The sequence below is a fragment of the Candidatus Schekmanbacteria bacterium RIFCSPLOWO2_02_FULL_38_14 genome, from assembly GCA_001790855.1.
GTDB lineage: Bacteria > Schekmanbacteria > GWA2-38-11 > GWA2-38-11 > GWA2-38-11 > 2-02-FULL-38-14-A.
Window position 1 is genome coordinate 33,847 of sequence record MGDH01000001.1, and the last position, 21,047, is coordinate 54,893.

Below are 21,047 nucleotides of genomic sequence, written 5' to 3' on the forward strand. Positions count from 1 at the left end.
AAAGCAGCAAGATTAGACCTCTATCTTAAGAGATCTATGCAGAGCTTTTCATAAGCCCTTGCTTCAATTTCGTTATCAAAATATTTCTCTGCGGTGAGCCGTGCTTCTTTCCCTGTTTTTATTCTTAGCTCCATGTCTTTTAAAAGAATGAGCAGTTTTGTTTTTAAATCTTCAATATCCTGATCTCTTGCAATCATCCCATTGGTTGCGTCTGATATGATTTCATTAATAGCTCCGAACCCGAAAGCTACTACCGGTTTTCCGCAAGCCATAGCTTCAAGGGCAGCCCTGCAGCTACCGTCATTTCCTTCACCAAGGAGAAGTAATATGTCCATTGCTGCGTAAAGCTCAGGAAGGTCATTTCTCCTATATCCAACAAAGATGACATTCTGATTAAGTTTCCGGCTTTCAACAGCTCTTTTTGTTTCTGCAAGAGTCTCTCCCCTGCCAGCAAAAATAAGCCTTATATCAGGGTAGCTTTCTTTTAAAAATGGCAGAACTTTTAAAATGAGGTCATGCCCTCTGCCCGGTTTAAACCTTGACACAAGCCCTATGACAGGAGAATTCTGCGGTATTGAGAGTTCCTCCCGTATTCTCAATGGAGACAGAGAGGAATTGAAGTATTTTGTATCTACAGAGCCATATATGACCTTTATTTTTTCATCATTGATTCTGAAATTTCTCAAAATCTGCGATTTATGAAATTCTGATATAGTTGTAATTGCATTGCAACCGCCGGAATATAATATTCTGCTGTCAGCTCTTTTTATTGCTGCCTTCTGGTTGTGGATTGTTCTGATGATTTTAGGCTTTGTTTTTGAGAGAAAAAGAGAAAGCATTGATATCCAGTGGTCATGGGAGAGATGGGTGTGAATGATATCGATTCTGTTTTTATCAATTATCCCTGAAAGCCTGCTGATGTCGCTTAATATCTTCAGAGGGTTGGCGCTTCTTTCAAGGGATAGCGATGTCTGAGCATTTACTCCGCGGTTTCTTGCATCCAGCACAAGGTTTTTCTTAAGAGAGCTGCAGAGAAAAATAATATTATGACCAAGCCTTTGCAGTCCTGAAGCCAGAGCAAGAGTTGGTGTTGCCGCTCCTGTCAGATGGTAGCTGCTGATAATCTGGACTATGTTCAGTTTTTGCAAAGATTTCTTTTATGAGGATTGAATATGTTCTGTAATCCTGTATTCTATAAAACAGTTTTCAAAAATATTTTTTTATTAAGCTCCATAGCATCTTTATTATTTATCAAGTTTTATTGCTTCTTCTATGAGCATAACCGGAATATCATCTTTTATCTGATACAAGAGTTTGCAGGAATCACAGATTAATCCGTCTCCTTTCTCATTCTGATAGATATCCCCCTTGCATTTCGGGCAGGCTAATATATCAAGCAGCTCTTTATCAATTGGCATAGAATCCTCCTCTGAGATTAATTTCTAAATCCTAATATCGTTCGACATTAATACCCCTCTAAATGTCAACGGTGGAGTCCCGAAATAATTTTTATAATATCCTTTGTTGAATGGTCCTTTGGGTCTCCTGTGATAGCAACCGTGCCTCCATAGCTTTTTACTGTCTCTTTTTCAGGCACGGAATCTTCAGTATAGTCAGAGCCCTTTGCGTGCACATCAGGCTTAAGCCTCAACAGGACATTATCCATATTGAGTTCTGAAAAAAGCGTGACATAGTCAACACACTCAAGGGCTGATATTATTTCAATTCTTTCCTGTTCAGTGGTTATTGGTCTTCCGTTTCCCTTTAATGCCCTTGTGGACTCATCACTGTTTAATGCAACGATTAGAACATCGCCGAGGTTCTTTGCTCCTGTCAAATAGCGTATATGCCCGACATGGAGGATATCAAAACAGCCATTGGCGAGAATGATTTTCTTTTCCTGCTTTTTTAAGCCTTTTACGATGAGCTCAAGGCTGTCAAGGCTTTTAAATTTAGGAGCCTGCTCAGGCATTCAATACATCCTTTAATTCTTTCTGTGTTACAGTTGCAGTTCCCCTTTTCATAACTACTATTCCGGCAGCATAGTTTGCCAAATTCATTGCTTCTTCAAGTGTTGCCCCTGCCACGAGCGAGAGTGTAAATACGCTGATTACCGTATCTCCGGCGCCTGTTACGTCTGCAATCTCATCAGAACCAAAAATCGGCATGGAAGTTATTCTTCCGTTTTTTTCAAATAGCCTCATACCCTTTCTTCCGCGGGTAATCAGGACAGCAGCCGGGTCAATCATTTCCATAAGTTTTTTCCCTGCTTCATTAAGTGTGCCGTTGTCTTCATCTCCAATCGCAATGCCTGCGCACTCTGATGCTTCGGGTTCATTTGGTGTTACCGCAGAAACATTTCTGAACTGGGAGAGGTTAAACCTTGAGTCAACTGTTATTATGGTATCAGTGTGATTTTTTGCCATGTTGTTTATTTTATCTATTACTGCTGGCGACAAGAGCCCAAGCCCGTAGTCCGAAACCATTACTGCGTCAACTTTTTTTATCTTTGAATCAAGAAAGTTTATAATCTTCTCTTCAGTGCTGTTTTTTATCATTGAATCAGGCTCTCTGTCAATCCGGATAACCTGCTGCTTTGTTGTGTGGTAGCCTCCTGCAAGAATCCTTGTTTTTCGTGTTGTGACCCTGTTTTTTTCAGAAAAAATCCCTTCTGCAGGAATTCCCATTTTTTTTATATTTGATAAAATTATTTTTCCAAAATAATCGCTACCTACTACCCCAACAGGAATTACCTTGCATCCAAGGCTTTTGAGGTTGTTTAAAGCGTTTCCTCCTCCTCCCAAAAAAATATGTTCAGAGTCAAAACTGAGAATCAGCACAGGGGCTTCTCTTGAAACCCTGCTTGTACTTCCATATATATACTCATCAGCTATTATATCTCCAATTGTAAGTATTGTAGCTGATTTAAACTTATCCAAAAATTTTATGAGTTTATTCCTGTTGACCATTTTGACCTTTCAGAACCGCACAGTTTTGTCTGTTGTTTCTATTCCTTCCTGTGAAAAAATCCATAAGACAGCTTCAAGCAGGTCTTCAGCTATAAAAAGAGGTTTTATGGATGAATCTGACCTGTTAAGTTTCAGTTCTCCTTTCCCGTAACCGCTCTTTACAATTATTGGCATTGCGCCTGCGTTTTTTGCAAAATCCACATCGCTTAACTTGTCACCTATAACATAAGATATTGATAAGTCCAGATTAAAATCCCTTGAAGCCTTAAGAAGCATTCCGGGTTTTGGCTTTCTGCAATTACATTTGCTTCTATAAGGTTTTTTGCCTGTTTCAGGATGGTGCGGGCAGTAATAGATTTTGTCAAGAAATGATCCTTCAATCATAAGCAGTGTTTCAAGCCATCTGTTGACTTTAAGTACCATGCTTTCAGAAAAATATCCCCTTGCAACACCTGCCTGGTTTGTGGTCAGAATTGCTTTGAATGGAGACTGGTTAATCAGTTTTATAGCCTTTCCTGCCCTTGGCAGAAGAGTTAAACGATTTGGGTCGTTCACATATCCTACTTCTTCAGTAACTGTCCCGTCCCTGTCAAGAAATATTGCTCTGTCTTTATTTTGTTTTTTGCTTCTCATATAACTCCTTTTTGCGGGGTTAAACCTTAAAATTTATACCCAATCTCCTGATAAGTAAATTAATTTTTTCCATTACATCTTTTACTTCTATTGCTTCAATACAAGGGGGTTTATTATCAGCTGACGATTTACACTCTTTGAAGAAATTGTGCCTGCAGGGCCTGCATTCAAATGGTTTTATTACAAGTTCGTATTTTTCCTTTTCAAGATATGGTGCTGTTTTTTCAGGGACTGATGGACCCATGATTGCGACTATCGGGGTTTTAAAAGCAGCGGCAATATGCATGGGTCCGGTGTTATTGCCAATATAAAGGTCACTGTTTTTTATGATTGCCATTGATTCCCGCAGAGATGTTTTTCCTGCAAGGTTGATTGCCTTTTCTTCCATAAAGGAAATGATTTTTGAAGAAACTATCTGGTCAGCATTGCTTCCAAGAATTATTACCTGCGCGCGAAGATTTCTTACCAGCATATCGCATACCTTTGCATACCTTTCAGGATGCCATTCCTTCGGCTGAAGAGATGCGCCTGCGCATACGGTTATAATCATTTGTGCTGGCAGGAGATTATTTTTGCCAAAAAAATCTTTTGCAAAGGCTTCATCGTGTTCTGAAAGCCTGAGTGTCAAGTCTCTGCTCTGCGGCTCAATTCCAATTCCTTTAATAAGGTCAAGAAAGTATTCAACCTCATGTTTTTTTAATATTTCAGCAGTTGCGTGAATTTTCCTTGTGAGCAAAAAGCCCCTTCCATCAGTATCAAAGCCTGCCAGTTCAGGTATTCCCATCAGAAAAACTTCAAGGGCGGATTTAAAGGAATTGGTGAAAAGTATTCCAATGTCAAAATTATATTTTTTTCCCCACTCTCTGAAAAGCCTGAATCTGCTTAAAAGGTTATTGTTTGAGTTTTTTGAATCAAATACCAGAAATTCATCAATGCAGGGATTACCCCTTAGTATCTCAGCCACATACGGGTTTGCAGCAACAAATAGTTTTGCCTGAGGAAAGCTTTTTTTAATGCTGGAGATGGCAGGAGTTGTCATTATGGCATCTCCTATCCAGTTAGACTCGCGGATAAAGATTCTCTTTATTTTCTCTTTGTTCAGCATAAATCAGATATTAAAATTATAGTTTTTTTGCTTTCTGAAATTCATTGAGTATTTCCTTTTGTCTCTTTAGTTGCAACCCTTGGTCTTGTTTTCCATCTCCTGTGGACCCAGAACCATTGCTCAGGGTATTTCCTTATATAACTCTCAGTTATTGCAGTAATAGCCTGCGTAAAGTCTAAAATATATTTATTTCTATCTATTCCTTTTTCTATATCAATTGGTTTTTCAAACCTGATTCTGTGTTTTTCAAGCCCTTCTCTTATTATGAATCCCATGACAACAGGGACATCTGTGCGCAGGGAGATAAGCCCGAGCACAAAATTTGTACAGGCTTTTTTCCCGAAAAAATCCACAAACACTCCTTCGCTGTACTTCACATTTTGGTCATTCAGGGTCCCTATTATTTCCTTTTTCTGTATAGCTTTAAAAATATGCCTTAAACCGCTTTTTTTATCTATCAGTTTATTCCCGGAAAGCGAACGATACCTTGATACAAGCATATCAAGCGCGGCATTATCAAGAGGACGGACTACGATATTTAAAGGTTTGTAGTGGAGTGAAAATAGATGGGGCAGAATTTCCCAGCTTCCAAAATGTGCCGTAACAAGAAGCAGACCCTTTCTTTTTTTAAGCGCTTCATGAACATATTCAATATTTTCAATGGTAACAAACTTGTTTAAATTATCTTTTGTTATTTTAGGAATCCTGCAGAAATCAAGAAAAGTCAAAGTAAGGTTTTCAAAAACCCTTTTGGCAATCAGTTCTATATCTTCCTGACTCTTTTCATTCCCAAAGGCAACTTTAAGATTCTCTATGGCAATATTTCTGTGTTTTTTGTCAAGGTAATATGCAATACGGCTCAGGCGTGTCAGAACAAAACCAGATACCTGCAAAGGTATGGCACCTATTATTTTTATCAGCACAAGAAAAACCAGATACAGAGGTTTCATAGAGACTTAAAATGTTTTAAAATTATTTTCTCAATACAATCTTCATCAAGGGCTACAGAAAGTTTTAAGAAATATAAATTTTCAGCAAATGAAAAGATTTCAGGGGTTCTTTTAATATCCTTTTCAGTAGTGATTACTGCTTCAGCTTTTAATGTTTTGGCTTTTCTGTAAATTTCATTCACTTCATCAGGAGAGTAGTAATGATGGTCGTCAAATTCAATAAACCCGGCAATATTTAATCCAATTTCTTTTAATGATGAATGAAAAGAGGCTGGGTCTCCAATAGCTGAGAAGGCAAGTACTTTTTTATCCTTAAAGGAGCTTAAACTGAAAGCCCTTCCTGATTTGAACTCAATAACCCCTTCAACCCTGTGAACAGCTTTTTCTATAGAGGCAGTATGGTTATAGTGTTTTATAAAATCACGGAGCCTGTTTATATCCCTGCCAGCCTGATTGGTCTTTGTCAGCAGAATCAGGTCTGCCCTGCTGAGGGATTTGAATGGTTCTCTTAAGGTTCCTCTTGGGGTAAGCTTCTCCTTTTCAAAATCCTTGCTTGAGTCAATAAGAAGGATATTTAGGTCTCTTTCAAGCGCTATATGCTGGTAACCATCATCAAGTATCAGGGCTTTTGCGCCATAGTTTTTAATGGCAAATTTTCCTGTTGAATACCTGTCTTTTCCTGTTATTACTGGCACTCCTTTTAGGTTTTCTGCAAGCATGAGGGCTTCATCTGCGGCATATGGAGGTTTAAGAAGAATCGAATATTTGTCTGAGACGACATTTATCCTGCTTGTGTTTTCAGACTTGTACCCCCTGCTCAGGATTGCGTGGCTAATGTTATTCCTTGAAAGAATTTCCGAGACCTTTTCAGTAACAGGGGTTTTGCCTGTTCCTCCCCATGTGAGATTTCCTATGCTTATTACAAAGCACGGCAGTTTCCTTGTTTTAAGCAGTTTTATTTTATAAAAAAAGTTTCTTAGGTTAATTATTAACAGGTACGGGATGGAAGCCAGAGACAGAATTGCCCTAATCAGAGACGACAGCAGACTACCATCCGTCTCTATTATGATACGAAGATAATATTTTTTTATATTCATCATTTAATTAGGAAGAAACCTTTTGATTATCTCAATGTTTCTTTCTGTTGCTCCAAGGTTTTTTTCAAAAAGGGAGTAGGCTTTTTTCCCTATTTCTTCCTGCCTTTTAGGGTTTGATAGGAGGTTTGAGATTTCCTTCTCAATCTCTGATGGTTCAAAGACCTGAATTCCGCCTCCTGATTTAACAAAAAGCTCTGCAATATCCCTGAAGTTATGCATATATTTTCCAAAAAGCACCGGCTTTTTGAAAACAGCAGGTTCAAGAATATTATGCCCTCCAACAGGGACAAGACTCCCTCCCATGAATACTATGGTGGTAATGCTGTATATTTTTGGAAGATCCCCGATTGTATCAAGAAGTATTGCTTCTTTACCGGAGAGATTATTTCCTTTTATTTCCGTTCTCCTGCAAAATGCAATGGAGTTTTTTGTTAAAAGTTCTTCAACTTCCCTGAAGCGCTCAGGGTGTCTTGGAGCAACAATAAGAAAGAGGTCATGGAACTTTATTTTTAATTTATTATAAACAGATATAAGAATCTCTTCCTCTCCCCTGTGAGTGCTGCCAAGAACCAGGATTTTGCAGCCTTTTGGCAACATTAACTCTTCTGCTATGTTCTGATTCATCCGGGAACCAGATTTGAAGACCTGGTCAAACTTCAGGTTTCCTGTTACAAATATTTTTTCCTTTTCTGCTCCGAGAAGCATTATTCTTTCTGCGTCAGAATCGCTTTGCATGCTGAAGGCTGATATCTTCTTTAAAACATTTTCAAAAAATATTTTTCCTGTTTTATAGCCCCTGTATGATTTTTCTGAAAGCCTTCCATTAACAATGAGCACAGGGGTTTTATTCTCAGAAATGATTTTTAGGAAATTAGGCCAGAGTTCGGTTTCCATTATAATACATATGTCAGGATTTAAAAAACCCTTGAAACGGCGCACAGACCATCCAATATCAAGAGGGAAGAAAGTTATTATATCTGCCTCCTTTATCCTTTTCCTTGCTGTATTGTTGCCGGTTTCAGTAACTGTGGTTAATATTAAAGTTTCATCAGGCCATAATTCTCTGATTCTTTTTATAAGAAGTGATGCGGCAATCACCTCTCCGACAGACACAGCGTGTATCCATATTCTCCTTTTGCCCGGTTTCATCTCTTTAAATCTTCTGCCAAGAAAACCAAGCCGTTCTTTGATTCCTGCCCTGTATTTTTTAGTGGTTAATAATTTATAGATGAAATATGGAGATGTTATGAGGAAAAAAAGATATGTCAGAAACCCGTATATTACATACATATTATTATAATTAAAATCTGTGTAATTCAAAACCCTCCAGAATATCTCTATATTTCAAATATCAGAGCAACCGGAAAAATGCAATTTAAAAAAGGCTTGCAATTGCAGGGTTGAAAATATATAGAAATAGCTTATTTGAGTTTATGAAAAACACAACCTGAATGCGCTGTGCTGGAGCATGGGGATGAAAGAGTGACCTGTATATCATTCCGCCTGCCTGCGGTAGGCAGGCACCTTATGCGGAATCCCTCGACCACGCTATTTTGATTTTGATACTCTGTGGTTTCGGTACAGAGTAGTTTATTTTTGCCTTTTGAGTTTTGAGGTTTTAATAATGGGTATTTCAAAAGAAGAAGTAAAGCATATAGCAAAACTTGCAAGAATTGAATTCTCTGAAGATGAAATTAACAGGTTCACAGAACAACTCAGCACGATTCTGAATTATGTTTCAAAACTTGATGAGCTCAATACAGAAGATATCGTTCCTACATCCCATGTGATAGATTTAAAAAATTGTTTCAGGGATGATGAGATAAAAAGTTCTCTTCCCGTGGAGGAGTCCCTCAGGAATGCCCCGCAAAGAGAAAAATTTTTTTTCAAGGTGCCAAAGATAATTGAATAGAGGAGAAGCAATTGGAACTGCGCGGTTTAAATATACTTAAGCTTCACAGCATGCTTAAGTCCGGAGAAATCTCTGTAACTGAAATTGTCCGGTCAGTTTTGAAAAGGATTGAGCAGGTTGAGGGGAAAGTCCATGCATATGTAACAGTCCTTGGTGAAAGGGCTCTGGGTGAAGCAGAACTTCTTGATGAAAAGATGAAGAAAGATGGTGTTGGGGATTTTCTTTTCGGTATTCCACTTGCCATAAAAGATAATATGTGCGTCAGGGATGTGCCAACAACCTGTTCATCAAAAATACTTTCAAATTTTATTCCTCCATATAATGCTGGTGTTGTTGAAAGGCTGAAGGAGAGGCAGAGCATTTTTGTTGGAAAGGCAAACATGGACGAGTTTGCAATGGGGTCTTCAACAGAAAACTCTTTTTTGGGAACAACGAGAAATCCATGGAGCCTTGACAGGATTCCGGGGGGATCAAGCGGCGGCTCTGCTGCTGCGGTTGCTTCGGATATGTGCATTGCAGCACTCGGGTCTGACACAGGGGGGTCAATAAGACAGCCTGCTGCCTGTTGTGGTGTTGTAGGGCTGAAGCCCACATACGGACTGATTTCAAGATACGGGCTTGTGGCATTTGCCTCATCACTTGACCAGATAGGACCAATAACAAAAGACGTTACAGATTGCGCAATAGTCCTTAATGTAATTGCAGGCCACGACAGGAGAGATTCCACATCTGTTCCAAGAAAAATACCTGATTATCTTGATTCCATTGGAAAAAGTATAAGAGGAATACGAATCGGTATCCCAAAGGAATATTTCGTAGAAGGGATGGATGAAGATGTTAAGGCGGGTGTTGATGATGCAATAAAGAGGCTTGCAGGCGAGGGGGCTGAGGTAATAAATATTTCTCTCCCGCATACGGAGTATGCTGTCAGCACATATTATATCCTTGCAACAGCAGAGGCTTCATCAAACCTTGCAAGGTATGATGGAGTTAAATACGGCTATCAGTCAAAAAACACAAAGGACCTTATGGAAATGTACTGCAAAACCCGCTCTGAGGGTTTCGGGAACGAGGTAAAGAGAAGGATAATGCTTGGGACTTATGTCCTGAGTTCAGGCTATTATGATGCTTATTATAAAAAAGCCCAGAAAGCAAGGACGCTGATAAAGGAGGATTTTGACAGGGCATTTAAAGAAGTTGATATAATACTCACCCCTACAGCTCCAACAACTGCTTTTAAAATTGGAGAAAAATCAAATGACCCTCTTCAAATGTATCTTTCTGATATATTCACAATTTCAGTAAATCTTGGAGGTGTTCCGGCAATATCAATCCCCTGCGGGTTTGACAGGAATGGTTTGCCTGCCGGGCTGCAACTAATCGGAAAGCATTTTGACGAGGGGACAATTTTAAAAGTTGCATACTGTTATGAGCAGGCAACAGAGTGGCATTTAAGGAAGCCGGAATTGTGAGGGAAGGGGTTTATGGTTCGAGAGATCAATGGGTCAAGTGAAAATCGGATTTTCCCCCATTCCATCTTTCAGACTGTGTCACAATTCTTTTTGGTCATTGCGAGCGACTAACAGGAGCGTGGCAATCTCATTAAAAAGCGGACAGATAAAAGATTAGATTGCTTCGGTCGCTTTGCTCCCTCGCAATGACATTGCGACATAGCTTGTTTGCTAAAAGGGATAAGGAGGGATTATTAATCACTTTCTTTGGAGAAGAAACTAACATGCAATACGAAGCGGTAATTGGACTTGAGGTTCATGCGCAGATTTTAACCAAGTCAAAAATCTTCTGCCATTGCAGTACAAAATTTGGTGAGGAACCAAACTCCCTGACCTGTCCGGTGTGTCTTGGAATGCCAGGAGTTCTTCCGGTGCTCAACAGAGAGGTTGTTAACCTGTCAATGAAAACTGCTATTGCCTTAAACTGCACCATTGCCCGTTTCTGCCGTTTTGCAAGAAAAAATTATTTTTATCCTGACCTTCCAAAGGGCTATCAGATATCCCAATATGATGAACCCCTGGGGCTTAATGGTTATCTTGAGGTTGAAGTCAATGGAAAGCCCAAGAAAATAGGAATAACAAGAGTCCATATGGAGGAAGACGCAGGAAAAAACATTCACGAGAATATACCTGATGGGAGTTATGTTGACTTGAACAGAACCGGTGTGCCTTTGATGGAAATAGTGAGTGAACCTGACATAAGGTCTCCTGAGGAGGCAAAGGAGTATCTTGCAGAGTTAAAGAAAATCCTTATGTATTTAGAGGTGTGCGACTGCAACATGGAGGAGGGGAGCTTAAGGTGTGATGCAAATGTTTCTTTGAGACCTGTTGGACAAAAAAAGTTTGGGACAAAAACTGAGCTTAAGAATATGAATTCTTTCAGAAACCTACAAAAGGCGCTTGAGTATGAAATAATCCGTCAGAGAGAGGTTCTTGAAGATGGAGGAATAATTGTTCAAGAAACAAGGTTGTGGGACCCAAAAAGAGAAGCAACATCTTCAATGAGAAGCAAGGAGGAAGCCCATGACTACCGCTATTTCCCCTGTCCCGACCTTGTTCCGCTTGAGATTAATGATGAATGGGTTGAGAGGATAAGAAAAACACTTCCTGAGCTTCCTGCTGACAAGAGAAAAAGGTTTGCAGAAGATTACAAAATCCCTTCATATGACGCACAGGTCCTGACTTCCTCAAGAGCGCTTGCAGATTATTATGAGGAGTGTTTAAGATTCTATCCTGATTCTAAAAAAGTGAGCAACTGGATTATGGGAGACCTTTTAAGAGAGCTGAAGGGAGATGAAGAAAGGATAGAGAAATGCCCTGTCTCGCCAAAACACCTTGCAGGAATGCTGAAACTTCTTGATGACGGGGTTATAAGCGGGAAAATAGCCAAAACTGTTTTTGAGGAGATGTATAAAACCGGGAAAGAGGCATCAGAGATTGTAAAGGAAAAAGGACTTGTTCAGGTTACAGACACTTCGGAGATAGAAAAAATTGTTGATAAAGTGATTGAAGAAAATCCAAAACAGGCGCAGGATATTCTGAATGGAAAAGATAAAGTTATGGGATTTCTTGTAGGGCAGGTTATGAAGGAGAGCAAGGGTAAGGCAAACCCGCAGATGGTCAATGAGATATTGAAAAAGAAACTACAGGTAAAAAAGTAAAAAAAAATAGCCATTTGCATCTTTTATAAGGTCAGGCTGTTAAAACTCCTTTTAAATAATAAAAGAAGGGAGGTGATTATATGAAAATGTTGGTCAATATTCTCATTTACCTTGCAGCTATAGGCTTCATTGGTGCTATTCTTTGCCGTGCAGGTGGTTCTGGAGTTATTCCTTTTATCCCGTTCTTGAGTACTACTGCTTTGATAAAATTCGTGAATAGTTGCCTTGGATTCGTTATAGCATTAACCCTTATCCAGATTAGAGATAAGTAGACAGGACAGGTTTTAGAAAAAGGGGACGGCAGGCTGTCCCCTTTTTTCCTAAACCCAACAATTTTTGCGAGCTGGCTGATATAATTCAAGGAATTTGAGGCATGGATTCTGGCTGTAAACCGTTTAATCAACTTTTAACTATATCTTGTCTAAAATTAATATAAAACTATAAAAAAGTTAATAATTCAAATACTGAAAACGGGGAAATAAAAATCGAGGAAATTCCCTATAATGAAGATATCATAGAAGAAAAATTCATCTCGGTTAAAAAGTCGGAGCTTTCATTGTTTTCTGACAGTGAACTTAAAATTATTACTTTTGCAAAAGAGCATTTCAAAGATTTTAATGCCGGACAAATAATGCATTTTTCGCATAAAGAAAAAGGTTATGAGGAAACTTCAAACGGAAAGCCGACATCTTATCAGTGTGCCAACGAATTACAAATATAAAAAATTTTAATCTTTATGTGGGATTATCTTAATTCGAATAATCTTAATGTGAAATCTAGTGTCGCGAAAAAAGAATATAACTGGAACCTGCCATATTTGTGAAAAGTTTGGTGATTTGTCTTTCAAACACATTCCTCTAAGAGCAGCTTTTAATTGAAATAGATTTTCCATACACTCATAACATTAGGAATCTATTAAAGCTGTGCAACAAGGACTGGACTGAGGAACTTAAAGAAGCAGAACAACTAACCCCATTTGCAATTACAGCACGCTATCCAGGAGAAGATGAAGTAGTAACTAAAGAAGAAGCGAATAGTGCTATTCGTATTGCTATTCATGTACGCGAAATAGTACGAAATGCACTATCACATGAAGGACTGAATCTTTCAGAAAATGAAAACTAAATCTTTGTTAATGTCTTCCCTGCCTTAGTAATTGTTTCCTCAATATCCTTACCCGAATGAGCCTGAGAGACAAACCATGCTTCAAACTGTGATGGTGGAATGAATATTCCTTCATTAAGAAGAAGGTTAAAAAATCTGCTGAATTTTTTCATGTCACACTGGCAGATTTCCTGATAGTTGGCTGGAGGAGTATCTCTAAAGAATATTGTGAACATGGAACCAAATCTGGACAATGATGCTTTGATTCCGTGTTTTTTTATTTTTTCTGCAATTCCACTACAAAGTCTTTCAGATTTATCTTCTAATTGGTTGTAAAAATTCTTTTCTGATAATATGTTAAGCGTTGCAATTCCCGCATTCATTGCAAGAGGATTTCCTGAAAGTGTTCCTGCCTGATAGACATTGCCTGAGGGTGATACCATTTTCATTATTTCTTTTTTTCCTCCATAGGCGCCAACTGGTAATCCCCCGCCTATGATTTTTCCAAGGCAGGTGAGGTCAGGCTTTATTTTATAAAGCTTTTGCGCACCGCCAAAAGAGACTCTGAATCCTGTAATCACCTCATCAAAAATCAGAAGTGATTTATTTTTTTCAGTAATTTTTCTTAAAGCCTCAAGAAAACCTCTAACAGGCGGGATAACTCCCATATTTCCTGCTACTGGTTCCACTATTACTCCTGCAATAGTGTTTTTGTCTTTTGTAAAAATTTTTAGAATTGCTTCTATACTGTTATAGGGAAGACTTATTGTATTCCTGATAAAACTTTCAGGAACTCCTTGGCTTGTTGGTATGCCTGTAGTTGATGCGCCAGAACCTGCTTTGACAAGGAGACTATCAGAATGGCCGTGGTAGCAGCCTTCAAACTTGATTATTTTATCTTTCCCTGTATATGCCCTTGCAAGACGAATTGCGCTCATTGTGGCTTCTGTGCCGGAGTTTACAAAGCGCAGCATTTCTATTGAAGGCATTGCCTTTTTTATTATTGAGGCAAGTTCAATTTCATATTCTGTGCAGGCGCCAAAGCTTGTCCCCTTTTCTGCAACTTTTTTTATGGCTTTAATCACAGCAGGGTGAGAATGACCAAGAATCAGAGGACCAAAAGAACAAATAAAATCTATATACTGATTTTCATCTACATCAAGAATTTTTGAGCCTTTGGCTTTTTTTATAAAAAGAGGAGTGCTTCCAACAGTCTTGAATGCCCGGACAGGGCTGTTAACTCCACCGGGGAAATGTTTTAAGGAAATACTAAAAAGTTTTTTTGAAATTTTTCTCAATGGATGTCTCAGGAGATATTGGGAAACTCAGGTTGCTGTCATTGCGAGCGAAGCGAAGCAATCTCATTAGAAGACTTATAGTTGTCTTCTTCAAAACGAGATTGCTTCGTCGTTTTACTCCTCGCAATGACATTTTAAGTCTTTTCCAACAGGTTGTTAACAGATGTTCTATCCTCCTATTATCTGTACTACAATATTCCGTTTTCTTGAACGGTTGTCAAAATCAATAAAAACTATCTGCTGCCATGTTCCAAGGGTTGGTTTTCCGTCTTTTACAGGCACAGAAAAGGATGCTCCAAGAAGTGCTGCCCTTACATGGGAAAACCCGTTGCCGTCTCCCCATCGGGCATCATGTTTATAAGGGATATTTTGAGGGGCAATTTTTTCAATAGCATCTTTCAGGTCGTTTACTACTCCTGATTCATATTCAATTGTAGTGATTGCACCTGTTGAGCCGGAGATAAAAAGAGTGACAATACCGTTTTTGATTCCTGAGGATTTAATTTTCTGGCATACCTGAGGTGTAATATCAATTATATCGCAATAGCCTCTGGTACTTACAGAAATATCTTCGCTTAAAACATTCATAATACTATCTATCTTGCAAGAAAGGGTTCAATGGGTTTAGGGGTCAAGAGCTCAAGTGAGAATCAAATCCCCCCTTGCCCCCCTTCTAAAGGGGGTATGGAGGGAATAACTTTCTAACATATTAACACTTCAACAATTCCTGAGTTATCAGTTCCCCCATCTCTTTTGTACCAACAGGCTTTTTCTTTTCTTCCATGATGTCAGGTGTACGGTATCCTTTTTTGATAACAGCTTTAACAGAATTTTCAATTGCTGCTGAAACATTTTCAAGTCCGAAAGAGTATCTGAACATATCAGCAACTGACAGAATCATTGCAATGGGATTTGCCTTGTTTTTTCCTGCTATGTCTGGGGCGCTTCCGTGAACAGGCTCGTAGAGTCCGACTTTGTCTCCAATACTTGCAGAAGGAAGCATTCCGATTGAGCCTGTGAGCATTGCAGCTTCATCGCTTAGGATGTCGCCAAAAAGATTTTCAGTAAGTATTACATCAAACTGCTTGGGATTTTTCACAAGCTGCATTGAGCAGTTATCAACATAGAGGTGGCGGAGCTTTACATCAGGATAATCTCTGCTCAATTCAGTTACAGTTTTTCTCCACAGTTGTGAACATTCAAGGACATTTGCCTTGTCAGCAGAGGTGATTTCTTTTCTTCTTTTCCTTGCAATCTGAAAGGCAACCCTTGCTATTTTTTCAATTTCTTGTGTTGAATATGACATTGTATTAATTGCCTGATGACCATTTTTTATTTTTTTAATTCCCCGTGGTTTTCCGTAATATAATCCTCCAGAAAGTTCCCTGACAACAATCAGGTCAACGTCTTTTATTACCTCTTTTTTCAAGGAGGAGCTTTTCTCCATACCGGGAAATATTTTTGCAGGCCTGAGGTTTGCATAAACTCCAAGTTCTTTTCTCAGTCTTAAAAGTCCGCTTTCAGGTCTTTCAGAAGGGTTAAGCTTGTCCCATTTCGGTCCTCCAACTGCTGCAAGAAGAACTGCGTCAGAATTTTTGCAGAGTTTAAGGGTTTCAGGTGGCAGAGGATTATCTTTTTTATCTATGGCTGAACCGCCTATCAGGGCGTGGAAAAGTTCAAATCTGATATCAAATTTTTCTTCTGCAGCTTTTAATACCTGCAAACCTCCATCCATAACTTCAGGACCTATTCCGTCACCAGAGAGAATAGCGATTTTATATGATAAATCTCTTCTCATATCTTTAATTTTGATTCTATACTTATTCTTCTTTTTAGAGAATATTCTTTTGGACAGGCGGGACGCCTGTCCTGCCACAAACGGACAACAATTTCTCAGTAAGTTCAGTCACTTCTTCTTTCTTACCCACTTCATCAACCCTCCTGCTTTGATGATTCCCTGAACAAATTTTGGAAAACCTTGAGAGTTATAAGTTTTTCCTTTTGTCAAATTTCTGATTATTCCTCTATCTAAATCTACTTCCATTTTATCAAAACTATCTGCTTCCTCAGCAGCTTCAGCACATTCAAGGATTGACAGCCCTGTGTTTATTGAGTTCCTGTAGAATATCCTTGCGAATGATTTTGCTATTACACAGGAAACTCCTGCTGCCTTTATTGCAATTGGTGCATGCTCTCTTGAAGAACCACATCCAAAGTTTTTTTCTGCAACGATTATGTCTCCGGATTTTACCTTTGTGACAAAATCTTTATCAATGTCTTCCATGCAGTGCTTTGCAAGCTCTTTTGGGTCAGATGTGTTAAGATATCTTGCAGGAATGATTTCATCAGTATTAACATCATCACCGTATTTAAAAACATTGCCTTTAAGCTTCATTCTTGATCCTTGAATCCTCGAACCCTTTTTCTAACTATTTTCCTACTACTTCCTCAGGGCTTGCTATTCTGCCCTTGACTGCAGAGGCTGCTGCTACTGCAGGACTTGCCAGATATATCTCACTTTTCACATGTCCCATTCTTCCAACAAAATTTCTGTTTGTTGTTGCCACAGCCCTTTCTCCTTCTGCAAGTATACCCATATGCCCTCCAAGGCAGGGTCCGCAGGTTGGCGTGCTTACAACTGCTTCTGCATCAATGAAAATATCAATAATGCCCATTTTCATAGCCTCTTTGTATATTTCCTGTGTTGCAGGGAATATTAAGAGCCTCACATTGGGATTCACTTTTTTGCCTTTAAGGATTTTTGCTGCTTCAATCAGGTCTGTAATTCTTCCGTTTGTGCATGAGCCGATTATTACCTGGTCAATTTTTATCTTTCCGGCTTCACTCACAGGTTTTGTATTTTCCGGAGAATGGGGAAAAGCCACCTGTGGTTCAATTTTGGTACAGTTGAACTCAAGTATCTCTTCGCAAGAGGCGTCTTTGTCGCTGTTATAAATTTTATACTTTCTCTTTGCTCTTTTCTTCACATATCTCAGGGTTTCTGCATCAGGAGCGATTATTCCGTTCTTTGCGCCTGCTTCAATTGCCATATTGCATATTGTAAGCCTGTTATCCATATTGAGGCTTTTGATTGCTTCACCACAGAATTCCATTGCCCTGTAATTTGCTCCATCAACTCCTATTTTTCCTATTGTGTAGAGAATCAAATCTTTGCCTGATACCCATTTATTGAGTTTTCCGAAAAAAATAAATTTTATTGTTTGCGGAACTTTAAGCCACACCTTTCCTATTATCATTGCTGCTGCAAGGTCAGTGCTTCCGATTCCTGTGGAAAATGCACCAAGCGCCCCGTAGGTGCAGGTGTGTGAGTCAGCGCCAATAACAAGGTCTCCTGGCAGAACAATTCCCTTTTCTGGCAAAAGGGCATGCTCGATTCCCATTCTCCCGACTTCAAAATAGTTTGTTATCCTGTGCTTCAGGGAAAAATCTCTCAGCTTTTTGCACTGTGTTGCAGACTCAATATCCTTGTTTGGAGCAAAGTGGTCAGGAACAAAGACAATTTTATTTCTGTCAAAGACTTTCTTTGCTCCGGACTTTTCAAAAAGATTGATGGAGATTGGAGCTGTTATGTCATTTCCAAGAAGGATATCTGTTTTACAGTTTACTATCTCGCCCGGCTGTACTTTTTTTTTATCGGCGTGAGACGCAAGTATCTTTTCAGTTATAGTCATTCCCATGTTAGTTCCTTTGAAAATCAAATCCCCCTATCCCCCCTTTGCTAAAGGAGGGAATTAAGGGGGATTTTACTACCTTTTCTAAAGAGGGGTCAAGGGGGAATCCTCAAACCCTTCTATCAGAATCCTTAAATACCTTTCTTCTCCTTATCTTTGGACAAAAATTTATTAAGGGCGTTTAAATATCCTTTGGCGCTTGCAAAAATAACATCAGTGCTTGCAGCTTTTCCTGTTACCACTTTGTCACCGAACTTTACTTTCACAAGAGCTTCACCCACAGCCTCTCTTCCTGCTGATACGGAGCGAATCGAATAGTCAAGAAACTTTCCTTTTATCTTTGTTATCTTGTCAATTGCAACGCATGATGCATCAACAGGACCGTCGCCAATAGCAGATTCCTGAAAAATTTTGTTGCCTTTCTTTATCTTCACTGTAGCAGTTGAGGAGATTTTGTCTCCGCTAATTGCCTGAAGTCCTACGAGCTGGAATATCTCAGGGACGGTTCTTATCTCATCATCAATAATCGCCTCAAGGTCTTCATTGAAAATCACTTTTTTCTTATCTGCCAGTTCAGTGAATATGGTATAAGCCTTATCAATTTCTTCTTTTGTCATCTCATATCCAAGTTCCTTGTATCTTCTCGCCAGTGCATGCCTTCCTGAGTGTTTACCCAGAACGAGATTTGTTTCCTTGACGCCAACAAGCTTTGGCGTCATTATCTCATAGGTCAGAGATTTTTTTAACATGCCATGCTGATGGATTCCTGCTTCGTGTGCAAAAGCATTTTTCCCGACAACTGCTTTGTTAACCTGCACATGAAGCCCGGTTAATCTTGAAAACAGACGGCTTGAGTTGTAAATCTCAGTAGTTTTTATGTTTGTTTTAAACGGGAGAATGTCTTTTCTTGTGTAAATTCCCATTACAATTTCTTCAATAGATGCATTTCCCGCTCTTTCACCAATTCCGTTCACAGTACACTCAACCTGCCTTGCTCCGTTTTCAATTGCAGCAATTGAGTTTGCAACTGCCAGCCCAAGGTCATTATGGCAGTGAACGCTTATAACTGCCCTGTCTATGTTTGAAACCTTTTCTTTCAGATACCTGATTAATTCTCCAAACTCTGTTGGCATTGCATATCCGACTGTATCAGGAATATTTACTGTGTTTGCTCCTGCATCTATTGCCGCTTCAATTACTTCAGCAAGAAAATTCCTGTTACTTCTGGATGCATCTTCTGCTGAGAATTCCACGTCTTCAGTGTACTTTTTCGCAAGTTTTACAGACTTTACTGCATCGCTCAGAACCTCGCCTTTTGATTTTTCAAGCTTGTACTTCATATGGATGTCAGATGTTGCAATAAAAGTGTGTATTCTCGGCTTTTTAGCAAACTTCAATGCCTTCCACGCAATATCTATATCCTCTTTCTTCGCCCTTGCAAGCCCTGTAATGACAGGACCTCTCACTGATTTTGCTATTTCCCTTACTGCTTCAAAGTCTCCCGGAGAAGCAATAGGGAAGCCTGCTTCGATAATATCAACTTTTAGTTTTGCAAGTTGCTTTGCCATCTGGAGCTTTTCTTTTATATTCAGACTTGCCCCCGGAGACTGTTCCCCGTCTCTCAGAGTAGTATCAAAAATTTTAATTATTTCAATCTTCACGCGTCACCCCTTTTTTTCTTCTTCTGAAGATTGCTTTTTCTGCCTCCAGTCCTTCTTTTGCTGAAGTCAATCTCTTTACAAACAGATAAGTGCCTTCACAAAGACCAAAGGCAGCATAACTCCATGATATCAAAAAAACCATTATTTGCGGTTTCATTATTATTATAAATATAAAAAGTATTAACCCAAGCACTACATTAAAAGGCTTTCTTTTTTTAATATCAAATTCCTTAAGGCTTCTGAACTTAATTGTGCTTACCATCAGGAAAGCCAGAACATATACAACCACTACAGAGATTATTGCCCTGTATCGTAAAAAACCTTTAAGAGAGTCCCAGTAGCTGAAATAGAAGATTATAAGAGTTGCAATGACTCCTGCTGCTGCCGGAATTGGAAGTCCTGTGAAATATCTGCTTTTTCCCTCTGAAGCCTGCGTGTTGAAGCGGGCAAGCCTTAAGGCGCCGCATATTACAAAGAGTAAAGCTGCAAGCCATCCAATCTTCCCATAGGGCCTTAAAGCCCAGCAGTACACAAGAAGCCCTGGTGCAATTCCAAAGCTTATAAGGTCAGCAAGAGAGTCAAACTCCAAGCCAAACCTGCTTGTTGATTTCATAATCCTTGCAATCCTTCCGTCCAAGCCATCAAAGAGTATTCCAAAAATAATTGCATATGCAGATGAAATAAAAGCATTCTTTGCTCTTTCTATATCTCCTACTGAGTGGAGGGTTATTCCGTTTATGACTGACACAATGGAGTAGAAACCACATATGGCATTTCCTGTTGTACACAGGCTTGGCAATATATAAATTCCCTTTTTCATTTTAAAACTCCTATGATGGTTTTACCTGCTTTTACCGTTTCTCCTAACCTGATTTTCGTTTCAATCTCTCCGGGGATAAACATATCAGCTCTTGAGCCAAAGCAGATAAGCCCGAGCTTTTCTCCTGCTCTTACCTTCTGTTTTTCTGAAATCCGGCAAATGATTCTTCTTGCAATTATTCCGGCTATCTGTTTAACGACTATTTTTCTTCTGCCTGTATCTATAATTATAGAATTCTGTTCGTTGTCAAGAGATGCTTTATCTTTAAAGGCAGAAATAAATTTGCCTTTGTTGTAATTAATCTTTTCAACAGTTCCTGTAACCGGAACACGGTTTACATGGACATTGAAAAGAGACATAAAAATACTTATTTTTGTTACATTTTCTTTAAGATACCTGTTTTCATAAATCTTTTCAAGTTTTATTATCTTTCCGTCAGCAGGTGCAATTATCAGATTTTCCCCTTCAGGTGCTATTCTCACAGGATCCCTGAAGAAGAAAACCAAAAAGAAGGTTATAAGAAAGATAATAACTAAAGCAACATAATTTCTGCTGAAAATCAGGAGCAGAACAAATGCGGCTACAAAGGGGATAATGAAAAAAAAGCCTTCTTTTGCTATTGGGGAATGCATGT

General features: G+C 39.1%; 20 protein-coding genes. 4 read left to right on the plus strand and 16 right to left on the minus strand.

Annotated features, from left to right (window positions below; genetic code table 11):
- Nucleotides 1–20: 20 nt before the first annotated feature.
- From A3H37_11745 to A3H37_11780, 8 genes are all read right to left on the minus strand, one after another.
- Entirely contained in the window at nt 21–1,148 is a 1,128-nt protein-coding gene (locus tag A3H37_11745) for a hypothetical protein (protein ID OGL51713.1), read from the minus strand.
- A 335-nt stretch (nt 1,149–1,483) separates the two neighbouring features.
- Nucleotides 1,484–1,972: an ADP-heptose synthase gene (locus A3H37_11750; protein OGL51714.1), complete on the minus strand. Its 489-nt coding sequence runs from the start codon at nt 1,970–1,972 to the stop codon at nt 1,484–1,486.
- Nucleotides 1,965–2,969: a hypothetical protein gene (locus A3H37_11755; GenBank protein OGL51715.1), complete on the minus strand. Its 1,005-nt coding sequence runs from the start codon at nt 2,967–2,969 to the stop codon at nt 1,965–1,967. The genes A3H37_11750 and A3H37_11755 overlap by 8 nt, the downstream gene beginning before the upstream one ends.
- Nucleotides 2,970–2,978: 9 nt before the next feature.
- Complete coding sequence (locus A3H37_11760) at nt 2,979–3,602, minus strand: D,D-heptose 1,7-bisphosphate phosphatase (GenBank protein OGL51716.1); 624 nt, start codon at nt 3,600–3,602, stop codon at nt 2,979–2,981.
- A 19-nt stretch (nt 3,603–3,621) separates the two neighbouring features.
- The gene (locus A3H37_11765) at nt 3,622–4,707 is read right to left on the minus strand and encodes a lipopolysaccharide heptosyltransferase II (protein ID OGL51717.1); all 1,086 of its coding nucleotides are present in this window, start codon (nt 4,705–4,707) and stop codon (nt 3,622–3,624) included.
- A 41-nt stretch (nt 4,708–4,748) separates the two neighbouring features.
- Entirely contained in the window at nt 4,749–5,657 is a 909-nt protein-coding gene (locus A3H37_11770) for a hypothetical protein (protein OGL51718.1), read from the minus strand.
- Nucleotides 5,654–6,757, minus strand: a complete 1,104-nt coding sequence (locus tag A3H37_11775) for a tetraacyldisaccharide 4'-kinase (protein OGL51719.1) — start codon at nt 6,755–6,757, stop codon at nt 5,654–5,656. The genes A3H37_11770 and A3H37_11775 overlap by 4 nt, the downstream gene beginning before the upstream one ends.
- A complete protein-coding gene (locus A3H37_11780; protein OGL51720.1) occupies nt 6,758–8,044 on the minus strand; it encodes a hypothetical protein in 1,287 nt (428 codons plus the stop codon).
- A gap of 334 nt (nt 8,045–8,378) precedes the next feature.
- Here A3H37_11780 and A3H37_11785 point away from each other — a divergent pair, with 334 nt between their 5' ends.
- The 4 genes from A3H37_11785 (at nt 8,379) to A3H37_11800 (ending at nt 12,110) form a co-directional block, all read left to right on the plus strand.
- Nucleotides 8,379–8,666, plus strand: coding sequence for an asparaginyl/glutamyl-tRNA amidotransferase subunit C (locus tag A3H37_11785; GenBank protein ID OGL51721.1), 288 nt, complete (start codon nt 8,379–8,381; stop codon nt 8,664–8,666).
- Between the two features lie 11 nt (nt 8,667–8,677).
- Complete coding sequence (gene gatA, locus A3H37_11790) at nt 8,678–10,138, plus strand: aspartyl/glutamyl-tRNA amidotransferase subunit A (GenBank protein OGL51722.1); 1,461 nt, start codon at nt 8,678–8,680, stop codon at nt 10,136–10,138.
- A gap of 263 nt (nt 10,139–10,401) precedes the next feature.
- Nucleotides 10,402–11,838, plus strand: coding sequence for an aspartyl/glutamyl-tRNA amidotransferase subunit B (locus tag A3H37_11795; protein OGL51723.1), 1,437 nt, complete (start codon nt 10,402–10,404; stop codon nt 11,836–11,838).
- 80 nt (nt 11,839–11,918) lie between these two features.
- A complete protein-coding gene (locus A3H37_11800) occupies nt 11,919–12,110 on the plus strand; it encodes a hypothetical protein (protein ID OGL51724.1) in 192 nt (63 codons plus the stop codon).
- An 849-nt stretch (nt 12,111–12,959) separates the two neighbouring features.
- On the opposite strand, the gene A3H37_11805 is transcribed toward A3H37_11800, so the two are convergent.
- The 8 genes from A3H37_11805 to A3H37_11840 form a co-directional block, all read right to left on the minus strand.
- Nucleotides 12,960–14,240 carry a glutamate-1-semialdehyde-2,1-aminomutase gene (locus tag A3H37_11805; GenBank protein OGL51725.1) on the minus strand — a complete coding sequence of 427 codons (1,281 nt, stop codon included), beginning with the start codon at nt 14,238–14,240 and terminating at the stop codon, nt 12,960–12,962.
- Nucleotides 14,241–14,408: 168 nt separating this feature from the next.
- Nucleotides 14,409–14,828, minus strand: coding sequence for a secondary thiamine-phosphate synthase enzyme (locus A3H37_11810; protein ID OGL51726.1), 420 nt, complete (start codon nt 14,826–14,828; stop codon nt 14,409–14,411).
- Between the two features lie 121 nt (nt 14,829–14,949).
- Nucleotides 14,950–16,038: a 3-isopropylmalate dehydrogenase gene (locus tag A3H37_11815; protein OGL51781.1), complete on the minus strand. Its 1,089-nt coding sequence runs from the start codon at nt 16,036–16,038 to the stop codon at nt 14,950–14,952.
- Nucleotides 16,039–16,146: 108 nt separating this feature from the next.
- Nucleotides 16,147–16,635 (minus strand): 3-isopropylmalate dehydratase small subunit, encoded by a 489-nt coding sequence (locus A3H37_11820; protein OGL51727.1) that lies wholly within the window; start codon nt 16,633–16,635, stop codon nt 16,147–16,149.
- 34 nt (nt 16,636–16,669) lie between these two features.
- Entirely contained in the window at nt 16,670–17,938 is a 1,269-nt protein-coding gene (locus A3H37_11825) for a 3-isopropylmalate dehydratase large subunit (protein ID OGL51728.1), read from the minus strand.
- Between the two features lie 125 nt (nt 17,939–18,063).
- A complete protein-coding gene (locus A3H37_11830) occupies nt 18,064–19,593 on the minus strand; it encodes a 2-isopropylmalate synthase (protein ID OGL51729.1) in 1,530 nt (509 codons plus the stop codon).
- Nucleotides 19,583–20,413, minus strand: coding sequence for a CDP-diacylglycerol--serine O-phosphatidyltransferase (locus A3H37_11835; protein OGL51730.1), 831 nt, complete (start codon nt 20,411–20,413; stop codon nt 19,583–19,585). Before A3H37_11835 ends, A3H37_11830 begins: the two co-directional genes overlap by 11 nt.
- The gene (locus tag A3H37_11840) at nt 20,410–21,045 is read right to left on the minus strand and encodes a phosphatidylserine decarboxylase (GenBank protein OGL51731.1); all 636 of its coding nucleotides are present in this window, start codon (nt 21,043–21,045) and stop codon (nt 20,410–20,412) included. The genes A3H37_11835 and A3H37_11840 overlap by 4 nt, the downstream gene beginning before the upstream one ends.
- Nucleotides 21,046–21,047: the final 2 nt, after the last annotated feature.

Bases quoted from the DNA above. Each gene is read 5' to 3' on its own strand.
- A3H37_11760 (OGL51716.1), bottom strand. From the start codon at position 3,602: ATGAGAAGCAAAAAACAAAATAAAGACAGAGCAATATTTCTTGACAGG.
- A3H37_11795 (OGL51723.1), top strand. From the start codon at position 10,402: ATGCAATACGAAGCGGTAATTGGACTTGAGGTTCATGCGCAGATTTTA.
- A3H37_11765 (OGL51717.1), bottom strand. From the start codon at position 4,707: ATGCTGAACAAAGAGAAAATAAAGAGAATCTTTATCCGCGAGTCTAAC.
- A3H37_11785 (OGL51721.1), top strand. From the start codon at position 8,379: ATGGGTATTTCAAAAGAAGAAGTAAAGCATATAGCAAAACTTGCAAGA.
- A3H37_11755 (OGL51715.1), bottom strand. From the start codon at position 2,969: ATGGTCAACAGGAATAAACTCATAAAATTTTTGGATAAGTTTAAATCA.
- A3H37_11770 (OGL51718.1), bottom strand. From the start codon at position 5,657: ATGAAACCTCTGTATCTGGTTTTTCTTGTGCTGATAAAAATAATAGGT.
- A3H37_11835 (OGL51730.1), bottom strand. From the start codon at position 20,413: ATGAAAAAGGGAATTTATATATTGCCAAGCCTGTGTACAACAGGAAAT.
- A3H37_11825 (OGL51728.1), bottom strand. From the start codon at position 17,938: ATGGGAATGACTATAACTGAAAAGATACTTGCGTCTCACGCCGATAAA.
- A3H37_11815 (OGL51781.1), bottom strand. From the start codon at position 16,038: ATGAGAAGAGATTTATCATATAAAATCGCTATTCTCTCTGGTGACGGA.
- A3H37_11800 (OGL51724.1), top strand. From the start codon at position 11,919: ATGAAAATGTTGGTCAATATTCTCATTTACCTTGCAGCTATAGGCTTC.
- A3H37_11775 (OGL51719.1), bottom strand. From the start codon at position 6,757: ATGATGAATATAAAAAAATATTATCTTCGTATCATAATAGAGACGGAT.
- A3H37_11780 (OGL51720.1), bottom strand. From the start codon at position 8,044: ATGTATGTAATATACGGGTTTCTGACATATCTTTTTTTCCTCATAACA.
- A3H37_11840 (OGL51731.1), bottom strand. From the start codon at position 21,045: ATGCATTCCCCAATAGCAAAAGAAGGCTTTTTTTTCATTATCCCCTTT.
- A3H37_11750 (OGL51714.1), bottom strand. From the start codon at position 1,972: ATGCCTGAGCAGGCTCCTAAATTTAAAAGCCTTGACAGCCTTGAGCTC.
- A3H37_11820 (OGL51727.1), bottom strand. From the start codon at position 16,635: ATGAAGCTTAAAGGCAATGTTTTTAAATACGGTGATGATGTTAATACT.
- A3H37_11810 (OGL51726.1), bottom strand. From the start codon at position 14,828: ATGAATGTTTTAAGCGAAGATATTTCTGTAAGTACCAGAGGCTATTGC.